This is a genomic window from Nitrosopumilaceae archaeon, from assembly GCA_035631875.1.
In the GTDB taxonomy this organism is placed as follows: Archaea; Thermoproteota; Nitrososphaeria; order Nitrososphaerales; family Nitrosopumilaceae; genus TA-20.
Genome location: DASQHX010000007.1, coordinates 40,690 through 55,688, shown reverse-complemented (window position 1 = coordinate 55,688; position 14,999 = coordinate 40,690). Strand labels below are relative to the sequence as shown.

Sequence of the window (14,999 nt, the reverse complement as noted above, 5' to 3'; positions counted from 1 at the left end):
TCCAGACTTTCCATTCTCCTATAGCTTGGTAATCATCTTTGGTGCGGTAGCAGCAGTGTATATGGGCATCAGACAAAAGATGATGCCAAACTTCAAGAGTTTTTAGAACAGGATTCATAAAATAGAAAATCTATAGGCTTTGGATCTACATAAAATATTTTACCAATATGTTAACATGTATTTTTCATAGCGATAGAATCTAGTCATATGAGTGATCTAATTTTTAATTTCATTTTTGACTATAACGGATTATTTGAGCACAATCTGAAGGTAAAACTTTCCATCTCATTTTAATATGGAATAATTGGGTTTAGGTAAGCATGTCAGAAATACTATTAGGAGTGGTTTAGATGCAACAGTGGCTATTTGATCTAAGATCAAGAAAATTCATCTTACTTCTTGTATCTTTTTTAATCCTAATCTCTCTTGCCTATGCAAAAATTATTGCCCCACTAGATAATGGTATGGAAAATTATGTTCACTCGCTAGGAAATAATACTGCTGTAGATCTGGCAATGCAGGTCTTCACAGAAGCCGGATGGATTTTGTATCTTATCGTTACCAGCTTTATCTTATTAATTAGAAAACAGACTAGAAGGTTAGGGCTTGTCCTACTGCTCTCTATAATAGTAGGAAGCATGCTTTCTGCATATCTGAGATGCTATGTAGGATATGAGGCACCTACTCTGAAATTTGAGGGAGCACATTTAGGTATAGCAACAGCCTCTGATATTGGAGTCCCATGTACTATAGATGGCTCTTTTCCAGCAGGCCATACCGTGAGAACTACCATCTTTGCATTCGTTTTGGGATTTGCATTATCAAAGAGATTTCCAAGAGGATGTTATCTTTTGTGGATCTATCCTATCCTAGTATCAATAAGCAGAGTATACTTGATGCAGCAATTTCCACTGGATCTAGTTGGCGGCGCTCTTCTTGGATTGCTTGTTGCAAATATTGTGTCAAAAATTCTTAAATTAGAATTGATATTTGAAAATCAAAAACCTAATTCTTGAAAAACCTTTGAGCTTATCAAAACCATTGCAAAATGTTCCTTGTCATAAGTATAAATCCAGTATCTTACATCGCGTTCCTGTTTTGTTTTACGTAATCCAAAGTTTAACTCATTCATTATAGTGAAACCTATTTTTTTTGCTATCTTCTTATCGTTTGTCATCAGTAATAAAAAAGCCCCCTTTTGGGTGGTAAATCCAGTTTTTACCATCTCCGATGCAATCTCTACTGATTGGTTTTCATCAGTGATGTGAAATGTTTTAGATACTGGAATTTGGGATGGATGAAATTCCATACGTCTTTTTTATATTTGCCAAATAAAATCTACTTGGTTGCAACAATTCATATTTTAAAAATTTACTAAAAAGCCACAAAACATGTTAAAAATATTAACTTTTATGTCAACTAGTGATCATAACATAAACTTAATCTGCTTCAGAATCTTTAAACTCCTATGACATCCCTTTCGGACCTAGTTAAATCATACAAAAACAAGAAAATTGAGGCTACAAACCGCAGAAGACAGGCAGAAAATAAACTAAAATCCGTTATTTCAATCAAAAGAAGATCATCATCCGGACTTGCTTCCTTGGAAAGAAGAAAAGAGAACACTACTAGTAAAAAGGGGGATATTGGACAGCTACTTAACCAGTATTTGGCTCAAAGAGACAGTATTCAAAGGCTGAAAATATCTGCAGAAGAAAGACTAAGGCAAGAGCAAGAAGCAAGAGACCAATCACAACAACAAAGTGAGTATGCTGAACCAGAAGAAAAGGCACGCGCTCTTGAAAGACTAAAAATTGCAGACGATAAAATTGCAGAATTAGAATCTGAAATTAAACAAAGAAATCATGGAGAAGAACGACTCGTCAAGATTATTGCTGATTTAGAAAAACAAAAAACCAAAAATGATGCGGAACTAAGAAATCAATCTCATTCAAAACCATCCCTTTTGGAACAGTTAAAATCAAGTAGCAAGGAAGAGCAACGCCTTCGTCCATATGTTCAATCACTGATAAAACGCGAAGATAAGGCAAAAAATGATCTAGCTAAAATTATACAAAGACTAGAGCTTGCAAAAGCAGCAAAACGAAAAGCAGACGCAAAAAGAAGGGTTGAAGCAAAAAGAAGAATGGCGGCAAAAAGAAAAGCTCAAAGAAAAGCAGCTGCAAAAAGAAGAAAGGCACCAAAAAGATCAAAAACTAGAGCAAAAAAAGCAGCAAAACGAAAAACACCAAAAAGGAAAACAACAAAACGAAAGGCACCAAAAAGAAAGGCTCAAAGAAAAGCAAAACGCAAACCAAATAAAAAATCTAAAAGAACAAGAAGATAGCAAATCTACGCTTCATTAATATTGTATTGCTACACATTTTAGATCGTGTCACTTCCTCAAAAGATAACTGTAGAGGTTTCTGAAATGCCAAAATTAAAAAATCCAAAGCTTGTTTGCGGTTTACCTGGAAGTGGTTTTGTGGGAAAACTAGCAGTAGACTATCTCATTGATGAACTTGAGGGAGTCCAGTTTGCAAACATATTCTCATCATCATTTCCACCACAAGTTCTAATTCAACCAGACGGTACAACAGACCTCATGAAAAATACCTTGTACTATTGCAAATCTAAAACAAATGATATAGTGTTATTGGCAGGTGATGCTCAACCCGTATCTCCTGAAAGCGAATATGCTATGGCAGAAGAAATTACAAAAATTTGTGAAAAACTTGGAATTGAAACAATCTATACATTAGCTGCTTACATTACAGGAACTTTTTCAAAAACACCAAAGGTTTACGGAACAAGTACATCGCTAAAAGTTGTCAATGAATTTTCAAAACAAGGCATCTTTACTATGAATAACGGAAGCATAACTGGTATGAACGGATTGCTTATTGGAGTTGGAAAAACAAAAGGAATCACAGGAATTTGTTTGTTGGGAGAAACTTCTGGATATGTTGTCGATGCAATTGCATCAAAGGCAGTTTTGGAAATTCTTTCCAAGATGTTAGGAATAAAACTTGACATGACAAGTCTTAACAAAAAGGCAGAGGATACGACAAAATTGATAAAAACAATAGAGGATCAGATGGGACAAAGACCATCTGGTGAACCACTACCACTATCGCAACAAGATAAAAAATTAGGATACATTAGTTGAGATGATAAGGCGAGGACCAATTGTCATGATAGCTGGAGTAGTAATGATAATTGTAGCATTTGCAATCGTGTATTCTATTATTCCTCAAACTGCAGGTGTGGGAGAAAAATTTTTCCCTGCACCAGAAAACATGTTTGACTCTGTAACAGAAAACCAACAAATTGAACCAGGCGCATCTTTTACGTTTTCCCATACTACAGGAACATCTCAAGTACCTATGATGTGGGGACTGCACATTCTGGACTATCAGCAAGATGACCAAGTTTCTGTTACTGTATCAAATATTTTTGGTGACAAATTTGGCTCATTTGATGAGGGCGACCCAATTTTCATAAAGTCATTTATGATACCAAAGGTCGATACCTACAGTTTTGATGTGGAAAATAAAGGCAAAAATCCTATAACTGTAGCCATGATGTTTACTGAAAATCCAGAAAAGTCAAAAGCACTAACTGATCCTAATTCAACATTTCACAAAAGCATAGTGCCGTTAGCTATTGCAGGTCTCCTTGTGATTGTGGGAATTATCGTATTGATTGCTGGAATAATTCTCAGTATAGTGGACTGGAAAAAAAGAAAGAATCAATCACGATATATCTAAAATTCTACTACGTTTAGTTTGCCGTATTTTCCTACATTCAGAGAATTTTCACCTTTGAAGCTATTGATGTAACCATTTTCAACTGTAACTTTGGAGCCTGCCTTTACCATTTTGATTTGTGCATCCCACAAAGTTAGTTTGATCTGACCGGTTTCATCTTTTATGATGGCATCTGCAACTTGGGCTTGCCCGCCTGCTTTCAGATTTACAGTTCTTGGCTCACTAATGCTTTCAATTGTGCCTTCTACTGTATCAAGTTTTGTCATCCCACTTCTTAGCTGGTTTATACTAGTCATCAAACAAATTTTTCATGTTCAAATAATAAGTGTTTTGATATCAACTTCTGGAAAGAGAACGGGGTTTACAATTTTGGGTGTCAATCATGTAATTCTTCTGCAGTATTCGTATCATAACTGAACACATGATCCAATAGGTCAAATTGTGCATCTATTTTAAATGCAAGTTTCCACTGTTTTTTGTTTGTCTCAACTAACCTGACTATGTTTTCGTTTTTCTTTGAGATATAGAACTTATGCGGTATTTGGTCTTTCTGATTTGGGTTTCTAATTGTTTCATACCATTCAGATTTATCAAAATCCAAATTTTCAAATGTTATAATAGTCCATGCCAAATCGTTTAATCTCCACAATTTTATGTATATGAACTTAAAGGAACTTAGTTCTTTGAAGCCAATTTGATCAGACTTTCAATCTTATTCTGTCCTAATTCTAGATTGATCCCAGCTTTTCGGCAGGGGTTTTCTTTATTGCACTGTGATCTCTAATGAAGTTGTAATGTATTCTCATAGCATCTATTAGCTTCTGTGCTGATTCTTTATGATCCATGCCCGCATTACCTTTTCTCTATCTCTGAAAACTCTGTTTAGTCGTTCTTAATATCAATTTGACTTGAAAAATTGGGTATTAAGATACGGGAGTTAGTATTGTTAATTTTCAGTTTTTCAGGAACCAAGATCTGTAGAAAATGAGTAGTTTTTTTGTCATGAGTAAATTCTTTTAGTTCATTTTCAATGGAATAAATAATCACTTTATGTGATGTTCCATATAGTTCCTTTAACACATCCATTAGATATTCTGGTTTTTCATAACAATCATGTATGTAACAGTGGTATTTTTCGTACAACCTATCGACTAATTTGTCATATACAGGTATTCCTATATCAAGCAGTGTTTTCTCAATGACAATAGTTGTCAATGGTTTCATGGTGTCGTAGTGATCAAGCATTTTGATGATATCCTCCATTAGACGTATCTATCATTAGTTTGTAAAAGATATGTAACCTAATTAGATGCGATGTGTCATACACAATAAATACAATTAATTTTGCATGTAGTTACCAAATTAATCAAATTCTATATTTTATTCTGTCCTGAATCTAATTTAATCCCATGGGATTTAATGTGGCTTCACTAAGCTATGTCCTGATGAAAGGAATCCATATAGAAATATACAGAAAATTCCAAATACAACAACCGCTATGATTGATCTCAAATTCACATTGTGACTATACATTATGGAGATTTATGCATTTTATCCAAAACTTGTAATCTTTGCTTGAGCTTATTGGCCTATGACTGAAAGAAACCTTTCAATATGTTTGTGATTAGAAAACTCGTCTAGTTGTTTTTTTATTGATTTTACAATAACATCATGTGAATTGTAGCATAATTGCTTGAGTGTTTCGTTAAGATATTCAGGATGTTCATAACAATCAGGCAAATAACAATGATATTCTTTGTATAGTGACTCTATTACCTTTTCATAGACTGGTTTTCCAATCTCAAAAAGGACATTTTCAACAACCAAACTCACCAATGCCTTTCTTACTATATCATAATCGTGTTCCATCTAATCCATCTCATCGTCAAATATTTTGAAGTGAAAATAATAGTGGCATGTAATATGATATTACAACAACTATTATTTTTTGAAGCCAATTTGATGTGATTTTTGATTTATTCCTGTCCTAACTCAAATTAGAGCAAAAAAATCATTCATGTTTAATACTCTTAACAGAAGGAATTGTTATGAGTAGACCAAGAACAGTACCAACTGCACCAAATATTCCTAAATACTGAAATCGTTCTTCTGATATGTTTATGATGCTCAATGCAAGACAAATTACACCTACAATTAATACTGAAATACCTATGATGATGGATCTTACATTATCATCCATGTCATACTCGCAACTTATTTCTGAGATTGTAATCTCTTTAATGTAACGCTAAAGTCATTCATGGGTACAATTTTCACTGTACTGATGGATGAAATACCAACAGCTATACAAAGCTGTTCTATGTCATGTGCACTTTTAGCATCCAAAATTATAATCCATTCATGTTCAAGTACGGACATGTAAAAGCCAATGATTTTGATTATGTTGAATTTCTTTACATTTGCTTTTAGCTTGCTTTGAATTTCTAGAAAAATTCTTCTGCTTTTTTGATTGTTTAAGGGACATGACTCAGGGCTGTGAACTGCAAAGACTCCAAATAGCATATTTTCGTAATAAATCTCAGTTTAATTAAACTTTCAATCTACGTGGTTTTGTAATATCTGAAAAAGACATACTAGCATTAATTGATAGATTAAAACAAAAGATTACAGAAAAATGAATCTCAGACTAGCAGGACTTGTAATTTTTGTATTGCTATTTAGCATGGCAAGTCATTCGTTAACAAATCCTGCCTTTGCAATTAATACATCTCACGAGAAATCAATGACAAATGGGGACAATTTTTATAAAATCAATGTCAAAGTTGCCAAAGACCCATCTATAGAAGAAAAGGTAATGAAAGCCAAAGAGAAAGCAGAAGCAGAGATAAATCATCTTAAAGGGATGGCAAAGAGTAAACTCAAAGGGTATTCTGAGAAATAGTTTGGCTTAAAATCTTTATTTTCTTTTCTAGACTGTTCCATTCCTTATTGTATATTATTAAATAAGGTTGTAATGGATTGACCATTATGGAAGAAGAAAAGCGACGTTTTTTCAATTTCTCATTTTTTAAAGTGGATCCAAAATGGAGATGGATGGCAGATATGGCAAAGGAAGAATCTGCAAAGGAGGTAGAAAACATAATCAATCATTCTGGCATCCAATTCAGATCGTATTCGACTTTGGGTCTAAGAGATGATGCAGAATTTTTGTTCTGGTTTGCTGCTGAATCTGTAGAACAAATTCAAGATGTCGTCTCAAAATTATATCTGACTGTATTTGGGAAATATATCAATCCGACACATGTGTATCTTTCCAGTACTAGGCCATCTCTTTATGCAAAAACATCTGGAGCTCGAGGCTGGCTTGGTGGTGAAGAGCAAAAAAAATACGTAATAGTATACCCTTTTGTTAAAACACGAGAATGGTATCTCTTACCACTTGAAAAAAGAAAAGATCTGATGGCAGAACACATCCAGGTTGGGCAAAAGTATCCACAAGTCACTCTAAACACTACCTATTCTTTTGGAATTCATGATGAAGACTTTATGCTAGCTTTTGAAACAGATGATCTACATGCATTTCAGGATCTGATCATGGACCTAAGAGAAACACGAGTCAGCGCATACATCAAAGTTGATACGCCTATGATTGTTTGCGTAAAAAAAGATGTAATTTCACTGATAAAGAGTCTTGGATGATGAAGGCATTAAAAGAATGGGCAACTGTTGTCAAAGCCCTAGAAAATGGCAACCAGATGATTCTTCTAAGGAAGGGTGGTATACTTGAGACAGCTTCTGGTTTTAATATGGAATCAAAAAAATTTCTTCTCTTTCCTACATATGAACATCAAGACAATGCCTCACTCAAATCACAATATTATGGATATCTATCAGATGTAAGAGAAAACAAACCAAAAGAGGGAACCAACCAAATTACATCTTTTGCCGAGGTTGTAGAAGAGAAAGACTTGGATTCAATGGAAAAAATTGAGGAACTGTCTTCATTTCATATCCTAAGTGATTCCTATGTTGTGGAAAGGATGAATTGGATGCCTGAAAAACCCATGAAAGTTATGTTTCTCAAAGTATTCAAGATAAATCCAATTGAGGTACCTACTCTTCCAGATTATCACGGTTGTAAATCTTGGATAGAATTAAATGTAAATTCAGAATCTGGAAAATCGGTTTTAAGTGAAACAGAGATTCAACAAAAACTCTCAGAGTTTAGGAGGATTGTAAATTGAAATACAGAACCCTTGGTAAAAGTGGGATTAAGGTTTCCGAGATAGGATTTGGAGCGTGGACGTTGGGTCTTGATTGGTGGGGAAAGAAAATTGAAGACGATGAAGCAAAAAGATTGTTAAAGAAAGCATATGATGTTGGAATTAATTATTTTGAAAGTGGAGATATTTACGGTAGAGGAAAAAGCGAGAAACTCATAGGTGAAGTCTTTTCTGGAATGAGAAATGATATAGTGATTTCCACAAAATATGGATATGACATATACAGCAACGAACAAATTGGACACAAAGAACTTCCTCAAAAGTTTACTCCTGAATTTACTGATTTTGCATTACAAAAAAGTCTAGAAAGATTACAAACTGATTATGTAGATGTTTATGGTTTACACAATCCAAAAATCAATACAATACGAGATGACGTGATCTTTGAATCACTAGACAAAAAAATCAAAGAAGGTAAGATCAAGAGCTATCAAGTAGCTTTAGGTCCTGCAATAGGGTGGGCTCAAGAGGGAATTGAAGCTATGGAAAAAAGAAACACCACAGCAGTACAAACAGTATACAACATTCTGGAACAAAATCCTGGAAACAAGCTAATTGAGCATGCACAACAATATGATGTTGGAATACTTGTCAGAGTTCCTGACGCATCAGGAATCCTGACTGGCAAGGTAAACGCTGACACAAAGGTAAGTGAAAAAGACCACAGGTCAGTTAGAAGTGGAGACTGGATAAAAGAATCATTAAAAAAAGTAGACCAGCTAATGCCAGTTGCAAAAAGAAATGGCCTTAACATAACCGAACTTGCAATAAAGTTTATCTTGTCACAAAATGCCGTTTCATCTGTACTCCCAACAATAGTAGATGAAGAAGAGATATTGATGTTCGCTCAAATGGCCGATGGAAAGTATCTTGGCTCATCTGATGTAAATGAGATAACCACATTGTTTAGTCGATGGCCTGCATACGAATTAAAGGCATCAGCACAAACTGCATAATGTTATATTATCTGTAAAAATAATTGTAATTACTATGGTTGTCACTTCCAAAAAAACTGCTACAATGACATTTAGGATTGATGAAGATGTTCTCAATAAGCTACGTACAGAGTCAGAGCATAAAGAAACCAGTCTTAATACTTTTGTGAACCAAATTTTCAAGCGATACGTAGAATGGGACATGTTTGAATCCAAGGTTGGAATGATTCCAATTGCCAAACCTATAGTCATAGAGCTTTTTGGAAAAATGAAAAAAGATGAAGTAACAGATATGGCTATCCGTATAGGAAAAAACGTCGTACGAGATATTGCATTATTTATGAAAGGTGATATAGATTTAGAATCATTTCTTTCATGGTTTGAAGTAAGAATGAAAGCTTCATCTATTGAAATAAATCACAATGTCAAAAATGACACTCATACTATAATTCTAAAACATGATCTTGGTGAGAACTGGTCATTATACCACAAGACAGTATTAGAATTAATTTTTAGAGAAGTTTTAGATAAGAATATAAATTTTGAATATAATGCTAGAATGATTTCATTCAAATTTATTGAATAAATCAAACCAGAGATGTTTGCATTTGTTTGCACTGTAATCAATTTTGTTATATTTAACCAAAAAATATGATACCTGTGCAAGTACTGTTACTTGGCAGATACATTTTAGAAAAAACAGTAAAAGACACAATTTTGAAGACTATGGCAAATGGACAAGCCATGGACATACTTGAAACAACAGCAGGCGCATCAAAATCTGTACTTGAAATTAGTTCATCTACTAAAATTCCACTAACTCAAGTATACCGATGGGTACGAAAATTGAACAAATATGGGTTTTTGCGAGTTTCAGGTGCAACAAATGAATCTGGTAAAAAATACTTTATGTATAAAAGTAAGGTAAACTCGATAAAAATAACGCTAAATACAATGTCTCTGCAACAAATAGAAATAATGAGTTAGGAATCCTTTTGATCTGATCTATGCTGTGATGGGATCTTCTATCTTGAATTCGTGTTCTACGAAATATTCCACTCTTGTCTTTTTGAATTCTCGTGAGCTAAAAAGGATCTTGTATTCGGCAACACCTACGTGCTTTTGAATTTCTTTTGCAACTATTTCTGCATCATCAAACGACTTGCAATGCACCATGGAAAATACGTTGTACGGCCAGTCTTGGTATACTGGTCTCTCATAACAATGACTTATCTGTGGAAATGCGCCTAGTTTTGCACCTACCTCCTCAATTCTTTCTGGTGGTACTTTCCATACTATCATACCGTTTGCCACAAATCCTGCTTCCCTATGTCTGAGAATGGCGGCAAATCTACGCATGACTCCAATTTCTTCATAGTATTTTGCTTTTTCAAGTAGCTGTTCTTCTGTTATGCCCAAATTTTGGGCAGATTTCAAAAATGGTCTTTCTACAAGTTCTAAATCTTTTTGCAGCTCACGTATGTATTTTTTGTCTTCTTCTGTGGCAACAAATTTTACCTCAAGAATTTTTTTCTTTTCTTCAGTTGGCTTGACATCAGCCTTTTTCTCGTCTACCATGTCTAGCTTTACTCCAATCTTGAAAAGCTTTATCGTTGGAAGAAGTCTAGTCTTTTTTATGCCGGGTAGTTTTGAAAACTTGTCAATCTCCGTTTTCAGATCAGAACCTGGAGGAACTGCAAGTGTAAACCAAAGATTGTACTCATGATTTCTTTCATAATTGTGACTAACACCTGGATGCTTGTTGACTTGGTTTGCAACATGATCTAGTTTTTCTGGTTCTATTGCCATTGCAACTAGTGCACTCTTGTAACCTAGCTTTCGTGTATCAAAGATAGCGCTCATCTGTCTAATCACTCCACTTTTTTTCATATCCTGTAGTCGATGAATTAGCTGCTCATCTGTTAATTCGAATTTTTTAGCGATTTGTGGATACGGTTTAGGAATTAATGGAAATGTCCATTGGATTTCATTTAAGATCTCTTTATCGAGTTTATCCATGGATATCAGGATCGGTGATTTATTCAATTAAAAACGTTACCAAGATTCTCATGTAATCTATAAATAACATGCGACGTCGATCCAAAATCATTGATAGTTGATCTAAACCTAAAAGGAAATTTGGTGCTAGTTATAGGGGGAGGTAACGAGGGGCTCAAAAAGGTTAATGCATTACTGACCCAAGATTGCAAAATTTTGGTTATTAGTGATAAAACCAATAAGGAAATAGAAAGATATGTTAAACAAAAGAAGATCACTTTTAAAAAAATAAAATTACAAAATGCTAATTTTTTAAAAAAATACAAACCATTTATGGTGATGGCAACAACTGATGATAGGGAATTAAACAGAAAAATTGTTGAACAAGCAAAAAAGATGAGATGTTATGCTTATGCAGCTGATGATCCCACAGTAAGTGATTTTGCCTTTGGTTCTGTCATAAACATAGAAGATACTGTGCAGATAGCAGTCTCAACTGGAGGAAGAAGTCCAGCTATGGCAAGAAAGATACGAATGCAAGCAGAAAGAGTGTTTAAAAAAATAATTAAAAAAGATGACATTTATCAGATAAAACTACAAGACTTCGCACGAAATGCAGTAAAAACCAAACTGGGGACCTTTCCGGAGAGAAAAAAGTTTCTCTATAGTGTTATGAGTGACAATCGTGTTAAACAGTTAATAAAAGAAGGAAATTTTAAAAATGCAAAGATGAGGGTAATGAAAATGCTAGGTGATCTGAAATAAGTAATATCATTAACGCTAGAGTCACGTTCCATAAATCTCCAATTCACATGCTTGAGAGATTTACCTTTAGAGATGTGGATTATGCATATTCCTCATTTCTGGAATATTCTGGTTTGCAAGAATGTGTAATACTACAAACATGTAACCGTGTAGAACTATTTGGGGTAGGAAATGAAAAAGATATTGAAAGAATAAAAAAGACATGGGCATCTGTAGCAGGCCTTGAAGAAAACACATTCAAGGAAAACTTGGAGATAAGTGAAGGAATAGATGTCTTTGAGCATCTTTTAAAATTAACATCTGGACTTGATTCGCTTGTTGTTGGAGAAGAGCAGATACTGGGACAAATAAAAGAGTCCATTACAACTGCACGAGAACTAAAGGCTTCAGGAAATAATCTTAACACACTTTTTGAGAAGGCAATCCGTGTTGGTTCCCGCGTAAGACATTCTACAGGAATTGGTCGTGGAAGTATATCGATAGGTTCCATGGCAGTCAAACTAGCCGAAGAAAATATTGATGATCTAAAATCAAAACATATCTTACTTATTGGAACTGGAGAAGCAGCTAGCCTTGTTGCAAAATCTCTTAAAAAAAGAAATATTGAATTTTTTGTAACAAGCAGGACATATGATAGAGCACAATCGTTTGCAGAAACAGCTGGAGGAAATCCAATCAAGTTTGAAAACGCAATTTCAAACTTTAACAAAGTTGATGTATTATTTGTGGCAACGGTCGCACCATATTTTCTTGTAACATATGATAGAATAAAGGAAGCAATGGATTCGAAAAAGACAGGTATGATGATCATGGATTTATCAAATCCAAGAACAGTAGATGAAAGAGTTTCTTCAATAAAGAGAATAAAGATGATGAATCTTGACCAGATTGCAGAAATGGTAGACAAAAACATGCGAACCAGGATAGGTATAGTCTCATCAGCCGAAAAAATAATTAACGAAGAGATCCCAATTGTAGAGGCGGTAATGAAGAGATTGGAAGTAGAACCAGTAGTAAAGAATGTCTTCAAAGACATTGATCAAGTGAGACTGAAGGAACTCAAAAAGGCATTACAGATGCTTGGAGAAACTGATGAGCAAAAAATACGAATAATTGATCAACTCACTCTAGCGATAGTAGAAGGTATAATATCTACTCCAATGAACAATCTAAGAAAAGCAACAGAGCAAGGCGACTCTGAATTGTTAAAAACAGTTAGCAAACTTTTTGATTATAAAATAAAAGAGTAACAGATTATATTGCTTGCAGATACTGTTTTTTATAATGTCTTTTCCTAATCTAAGACTACGACGTCTGCGACAAAGTGGCAAGATTCGTGAGCTCTTAGAAGAGGTAAGACTTTCTCCAAAAGATCTTATCTGTCCAATATTTATTCAGGAAGATTTGAAATCAAAAATTCAAGGAGAATCAATGCCGGGATTTGACAGGCTTCCGCTCAAGGATGTTGTAGATGAAGTAAATTCTATTGTTGATTTAAAGATCCCAGCAATTATGGTATTTGGAATTCCAACAACAAAAGATGATAAAGGCACATCAGCATTTTCACAAAATGGAATTGTACAAAAGGCAGTCTCTGATATTAGAAAAAACCTTGGAAACAAAATAGCAATAATGTCTGATGTCTGTCTTTGTCAATATACCAGCTCAGGACATTGTGGATTAGTAAAAGGAGACAAAATAGATAATGATTCTAGCTTGGATGTTTTAGCAAAAGTAGCTGTTAGTCAAGCGCAAGCTGGTGTCGATGTAGTATCACCTTCTGCAATGATGGATGGGCAGGTTAAAGCCATACGACAGGGATTGGATGATGCAGGATTTACTGATGTTGCAATAATGTCACATTCTGCAAAACACCGTTCTTCACTTTATTCACCATTCAAAGACATGGCACACTCGGCGCCACAGTTTGGAGACAGGAAGACTTACCAGTTGCCTTATACGAATCCAAAAGAAGCCATGAGAGAAGTTGAAACCGATATAGCAGAAGGGGTTGATATTGTAATGATAAAGCCAGCATTGGCATATCTTGATTTAATTGCAATGACTAGACAAAAATTCAACGTTCCTATTTCTGCCTATAGCGTTTCTGGTGAATATTCACTGATAAAGGCAGCAGCCATGCAAGGATGGATAAATGAAAGCGAGGTCACGATGGAAATTCTGACTGCAATCAAGCGGGCTGGTGCAGACATGATAGTTACATATCTTTCCAAGATTGCTGCAAAGACAATAAATGGATAGTATATGAGAGACGATGACGGTTTTGAGATAGACCGTGCCTTTGATTTGCTGCCGCATGTAGTAGGGGCAAGCTGGGCATCAATCTGGTTTCGCTTGAACAAAATAAGGCGACCAACTCAAGAAGAATTTAGAAACAAGGTTGTTGAATATTTAAAAATGCTAGATGTTTTGGTTGATTCTTATCCAAAGTCAGGAGAATTTTTAACAATGACCTCACATGTAAAACGAAGATTAACTGAAGAAATAGAAAATATTCTTGCTGGCAGAAACCCAGAAATAGAAAAAAGATTCAAACGCTATGTCGACTATGGCTAGATCTCTTTTTTAAAATCATCAAGAAATTTTTTCATTATTTTTGTTCTACGACTTGCTTCTTTTTTTGCTGCGTTTGTATTCATCTTTTTTTCTAAACGTAAAAGTTTTTTGTAAAAATGATCCAATGTCCAATTGTTATCATTAGGATTTCTTCTTTGGCAAAAGGGATCTAATTTGTTGTAAAACGGTCTTTTTCCAGAACCTCCTACAGAAAACGTTCTAGCTATGCCTATTGCTCCTATTGCATCTAATCTATCTGCATCCTGAAGTATCTTTCCCTCAATGCTACTTGGAACCATGTCACGTGAAAAACTGTGGTCACGTATTGCATCAGATACTATTTTTATCTCGTCGTTATCATATCCATAATTTTGTAGAATTTTCTGTGCTACAATAGAACTTTTTATCGAAGACGTTTTTGATTTTTTGTCTGATTTTGGAAATGATATGATATCATGTAATAGAACAGCTGCAAGAACCAATTTCATGTTTGCCTTCTCATTTTTTCCAATTTTTTCTGCATTTTTGTAAACTCTCATTATGTGTTCAAAGTCATGTGCTGAATCATTTTTTTCCATTATTTTTTGGATTTTGATTTTTAACCTTTCAAGTGACTGCAAGTTGGACTATGGAATGGTTTGGCTTTTATAAATTTCGGCTTTCTTCTACCATTTCTTTGAATTGTCTGGATTCTGGTACATGTTTTATGT

At 34.6% G+C, this 14,999-nt stretch carries 23 protein-coding genes; 14 read left to right on the top strand and 9 right to left on the bottom strand.

Going from position 1 to position 14,999, the window contains the following annotated elements; all coding sequences use genetic code 11:
- Window positions 1-350 precede the first annotated feature (350 nt).
- Window positions 351-1,016, top strand: a complete 666-nt coding sequence (locus VEU72_01950; GenBank protein ID HYL65898.1) for a phosphatase PAP2 family protein — start codon at window positions 351-353, stop codon at window positions 1,014-1,016.
- On the opposite strand, the gene VEU72_01945 is transcribed toward VEU72_01950, so the two are convergent.
- Window positions 998-1,309 (bottom strand): hypothetical protein, encoded by a 312-nt coding sequence (locus VEU72_01945; GenBank protein HYL65897.1) that lies wholly within the window; start codon window positions 1,307-1,309, stop codon window positions 998-1,000. The two genes, VEU72_01950 and VEU72_01945, sit on opposite strands and share 19 nt — an antisense overlap.
- A gap of 159 nt (window positions 1,310-1,468) precedes the next feature.
- On the opposite strand from VEU72_01945, the gene VEU72_01940 reads away from it, so the two are divergent.
- From VEU72_01940 to VEU72_01930, 3 genes are read left to right on the top strand one after another with little or no spacing between them, the layout of a single operon-like run.
- Entirely contained in the window at window positions 1,469-2,347 is an 879-nt protein-coding gene (locus tag VEU72_01940) for a hypothetical protein (protein HYL65896.1), read from the top strand.
- 45 nt (window positions 2,348-2,392) lie between these two features.
- Window positions 2,393-3,169, top strand: coding sequence for a proteasome assembly chaperone family protein (locus VEU72_01935; protein HYL65895.1), 777 nt, complete (start codon window positions 2,393-2,395; stop codon window positions 3,167-3,169).
- A 1-nt stretch (window position 3,170) separates the two neighbouring features.
- Window positions 3,171-3,770: a hypothetical protein gene (locus tag VEU72_01930; GenBank protein ID HYL65894.1), complete on the top strand. Its 600-nt coding sequence runs from the start codon at window positions 3,171-3,173 to the stop codon at window positions 3,768-3,770.
- Here VEU72_01930 and VEU72_01925 read toward each other — a convergent pair.
- The 6 genes from VEU72_01925 to VEU72_01900 all read right to left on the bottom strand — a co-directional run bounded on the left by VEU72_01925 (window position 3,767) and on the right by VEU72_01900 (window position 6,293).
- Complete coding sequence (locus VEU72_01925; GenBank protein HYL65893.1) at window positions 3,767-4,066, bottom strand: OB-fold nucleic acid binding domain-containing protein; 300 nt, start codon at window positions 4,064-4,066, stop codon at window positions 3,767-3,769. The two genes, VEU72_01930 and VEU72_01925, sit on opposite strands and share 4 nt — an antisense overlap.
- Before the next feature lie 80 nt (window positions 4,067-4,146).
- On the bottom strand, window positions 4,147-4,401 hold the full coding sequence (locus VEU72_01920) for a hypothetical protein (GenBank protein HYL65892.1): 255 nt from the start codon (window positions 4,399-4,401) through the stop codon (window positions 4,147-4,149).
- A 251-nt stretch (window positions 4,402-4,652) separates the two neighbouring features.
- Window positions 4,653-5,033, bottom strand: coding sequence for a hypothetical protein (locus tag VEU72_01915; protein ID HYL65891.1), 381 nt, complete (start codon window positions 5,031-5,033; stop codon window positions 4,653-4,655).
- Window positions 5,034-5,351: 318 nt separating this feature from the next.
- On the bottom strand, window positions 5,352-5,639 hold the full coding sequence (locus VEU72_01910) for a hypothetical protein (GenBank protein HYL65890.1): 288 nt from the start codon (window positions 5,637-5,639) through the stop codon (window positions 5,352-5,354).
- A gap of 142 nt (window positions 5,640-5,781) precedes the next feature.
- Window positions 5,782-5,970: a hypothetical protein gene (locus VEU72_01905; GenBank protein HYL65889.1), complete on the bottom strand. Its 189-nt coding sequence runs from the start codon at window positions 5,968-5,970 to the stop codon at window positions 5,782-5,784.
- 14 nt (window positions 5,971-5,984) lie between these two features.
- Complete coding sequence (locus VEU72_01900; GenBank protein HYL65888.1) at window positions 5,985-6,293, bottom strand: hypothetical protein; 309 nt, start codon at window positions 6,291-6,293, stop codon at window positions 5,985-5,987.
- Window positions 6,294-6,405: 112 nt separating this feature from the next.
- On the opposite strand from VEU72_01900, the gene VEU72_01895 reads away from it, so the two are divergent.
- The 6 genes from VEU72_01895 to VEU72_01870 all read left to right on the top strand — a co-directional run bounded on the left by VEU72_01895 (window position 6,406) and on the right by VEU72_01870 (window position 9,936).
- Window positions 6,406-6,672 (top strand): hypothetical protein, encoded by a 267-nt coding sequence (locus VEU72_01895; GenBank protein ID HYL65887.1) that lies wholly within the window; start codon window positions 6,406-6,408, stop codon window positions 6,670-6,672.
- A gap of 86 nt (window positions 6,673-6,758) precedes the next feature.
- Window positions 6,759-7,430, top strand: a complete 672-nt coding sequence (locus tag VEU72_01890) for a chlorite dismutase family protein (protein ID HYL65886.1) — start codon at window positions 6,759-6,761, stop codon at window positions 7,428-7,430.
- On the top strand, window positions 7,430-7,975 hold the full coding sequence (locus VEU72_01885) for a DUF1802 family protein (GenBank protein HYL65885.1): 546 nt from the start codon (window positions 7,430-7,432) through the stop codon (window positions 7,973-7,975). The genes VEU72_01890 and VEU72_01885 overlap by 1 nt, the downstream gene beginning before the upstream one ends.
- Entirely contained in the window at window positions 7,972-8,970 is a 999-nt protein-coding gene (locus tag VEU72_01880; GenBank protein HYL65884.1) for an aldo/keto reductase, read from the top strand. The genes VEU72_01885 and VEU72_01880 overlap by 4 nt, the downstream gene beginning before the upstream one ends.
- Window positions 8,971-9,004: 34 nt before the next feature.
- Window positions 9,005-9,535, top strand: coding sequence for a hypothetical protein (locus tag VEU72_01875; GenBank protein HYL65883.1), 531 nt, complete (start codon window positions 9,005-9,007; stop codon window positions 9,533-9,535).
- 74 nt (window positions 9,536-9,609) lie between these two features.
- Window positions 9,610-9,936, top strand: a complete 327-nt coding sequence (locus VEU72_01870; protein ID HYL65882.1) for an ArsR family transcriptional regulator — start codon at window positions 9,610-9,612, stop codon at window positions 9,934-9,936.
- 18 nt (window positions 9,937-9,954) lie between these two features.
- Here the strand turns inward: VEU72_01870 and VEU72_01865 are convergent, their stop codons facing one another.
- Window positions 9,955-10,968, bottom strand: a complete 1,014-nt coding sequence (locus tag VEU72_01865) for an Lrp/AsnC family transcriptional regulator (protein ID HYL65881.1) — start codon at window positions 10,966-10,968, stop codon at window positions 9,955-9,957.
- Window positions 10,969-11,058: 90 nt separating this feature from the next.
- Between VEU72_01865 and VEU72_01860 the strand changes: the two genes are divergently transcribed.
- From VEU72_01860 to VEU72_01845, 4 genes are read left to right on the top strand one after another with little or no spacing between them, the layout of a single operon-like run.
- A complete protein-coding gene (locus VEU72_01860) occupies window positions 11,059-11,712 on the top strand; it encodes a bifunctional precorrin-2 dehydrogenase/sirohydrochlorin ferrochelatase (GenBank protein ID HYL65880.1) in 654 nt (217 codons plus the stop codon).
- Window positions 11,709-12,962 (top strand): glutamyl-tRNA reductase, encoded by a 1,254-nt coding sequence (gene hemA / locus VEU72_01855; GenBank protein ID HYL65879.1) that lies wholly within the window; start codon window positions 11,709-11,711, stop codon window positions 12,960-12,962. The genes VEU72_01860 and hemA overlap by 4 nt, the downstream gene beginning before the upstream one ends.
- Before the next feature lie 34 nt (window positions 12,963-12,996).
- Window positions 12,997-13,974, top strand: a complete 978-nt coding sequence (gene hemB / locus VEU72_01850; protein ID HYL65878.1) for a porphobilinogen synthase — start codon at window positions 12,997-12,999, stop codon at window positions 13,972-13,974.
- A gap of 3 nt (window positions 13,975-13,977) precedes the next feature.
- On the top strand, window positions 13,978-14,289 hold the full coding sequence (locus VEU72_01845; protein HYL65877.1) for a hypothetical protein: 312 nt from the start codon (window positions 13,978-13,980) through the stop codon (window positions 14,287-14,289).
- Here the strand turns inward: VEU72_01845 and VEU72_01840 are convergent.
- Window positions 14,286-14,909, bottom strand: a complete 624-nt coding sequence (locus VEU72_01840) for an HD domain-containing protein (protein ID HYL65876.1) — start codon at window positions 14,907-14,909, stop codon at window positions 14,286-14,288. The genes VEU72_01845 and VEU72_01840 overlap by 4 nt on opposite strands.
- Between the last annotated feature and the right edge of the window lie 90 nt (window positions 14,910-14,999).

What these genes read in the sequence shown, in the direction of transcription:
- VEU72_01950 (HYL65898.1), top strand. Translation starts at nt 351, where the DNA reads ATGCAACAGTGGCTATTTGATCTAAGATCAAGAAAATTCATCTTACTT.
- VEU72_01945 (HYL65897.1), bottom strand. Translation starts at nt 1,309, where the DNA reads ATGGAATTTCATCCATCCCAAATTCCAGTATCTAAAACATTTCACATC.
- VEU72_01940 (HYL65896.1), top strand. Translation starts at nt 1,469, where the DNA reads ATGACATCCCTTTCGGACCTAGTTAAATCATACAAAAACAAGAAAATT.
- VEU72_01930 (HYL65894.1), top strand. Translation starts at nt 3,171, where the DNA reads ATGATAAGGCGAGGACCAATTGTCATGATAGCTGGAGTAGTAATGATA.
- VEU72_01925 (HYL65893.1), bottom strand. Translation starts at nt 4,066, where the DNA reads ATGACTAGTATAAACCAGCTAAGAAGTGGGATGACAAAACTTGATACA.
- VEU72_01915 (HYL65891.1), bottom strand. Translation starts at nt 5,033, where the DNA reads ATGGAGGATATCATCAAAATGCTTGATCACTACGACACCATGAAACCA.
- VEU72_01910 (HYL65890.1), bottom strand. Translation starts at nt 5,639, where the DNA reads ATGGAACACGATTATGATATAGTAAGAAAGGCATTGGTGAGTTTGGTT.
- VEU72_01905 (HYL65889.1), bottom strand. Translation starts at nt 5,970, where the DNA reads ATGGATGATAATGTAAGATCCATCATCATAGGTATTTCAGTATTAATT.
- VEU72_01900 (HYL65888.1), bottom strand. Translation starts at nt 6,293, where the DNA reads ATGCTATTTGGAGTCTTTGCAGTTCACAGCCCTGAGTCATGTCCCTTA.
- VEU72_01895 (HYL65887.1), top strand. Translation starts at nt 6,406, where the DNA reads ATGAATCTCAGACTAGCAGGACTTGTAATTTTTGTATTGCTATTTAGC.
- VEU72_01890 (HYL65886.1), top strand. Translation starts at nt 6,759, where the DNA reads ATGGAAGAAGAAAAGCGACGTTTTTTCAATTTCTCATTTTTTAAAGTG.
- VEU72_01885 (HYL65885.1), top strand. Translation starts at nt 7,430, where the DNA reads ATGAAGGCATTAAAAGAATGGGCAACTGTTGTCAAAGCCCTAGAAAAT.
- VEU72_01875 (HYL65883.1), top strand. Translation starts at nt 9,005, where the DNA reads ATGGTTGTCACTTCCAAAAAAACTGCTACAATGACATTTAGGATTGAT.
- VEU72_01865 (HYL65881.1), bottom strand. Translation starts at nt 10,968, where the DNA reads ATGGATAAACTCGATAAAGAGATCTTAAATGAAATCCAATGGACATTT.
- hemB (HYL65878.1), top strand. Translation starts at nt 12,997, where the DNA reads ATGTCTTTTCCTAATCTAAGACTACGACGTCTGCGACAAAGTGGCAAG.
- VEU72_01845 (HYL65877.1), top strand. Translation starts at nt 13,978, where the DNA reads ATGAGAGACGATGACGGTTTTGAGATAGACCGTGCCTTTGATTTGCTG.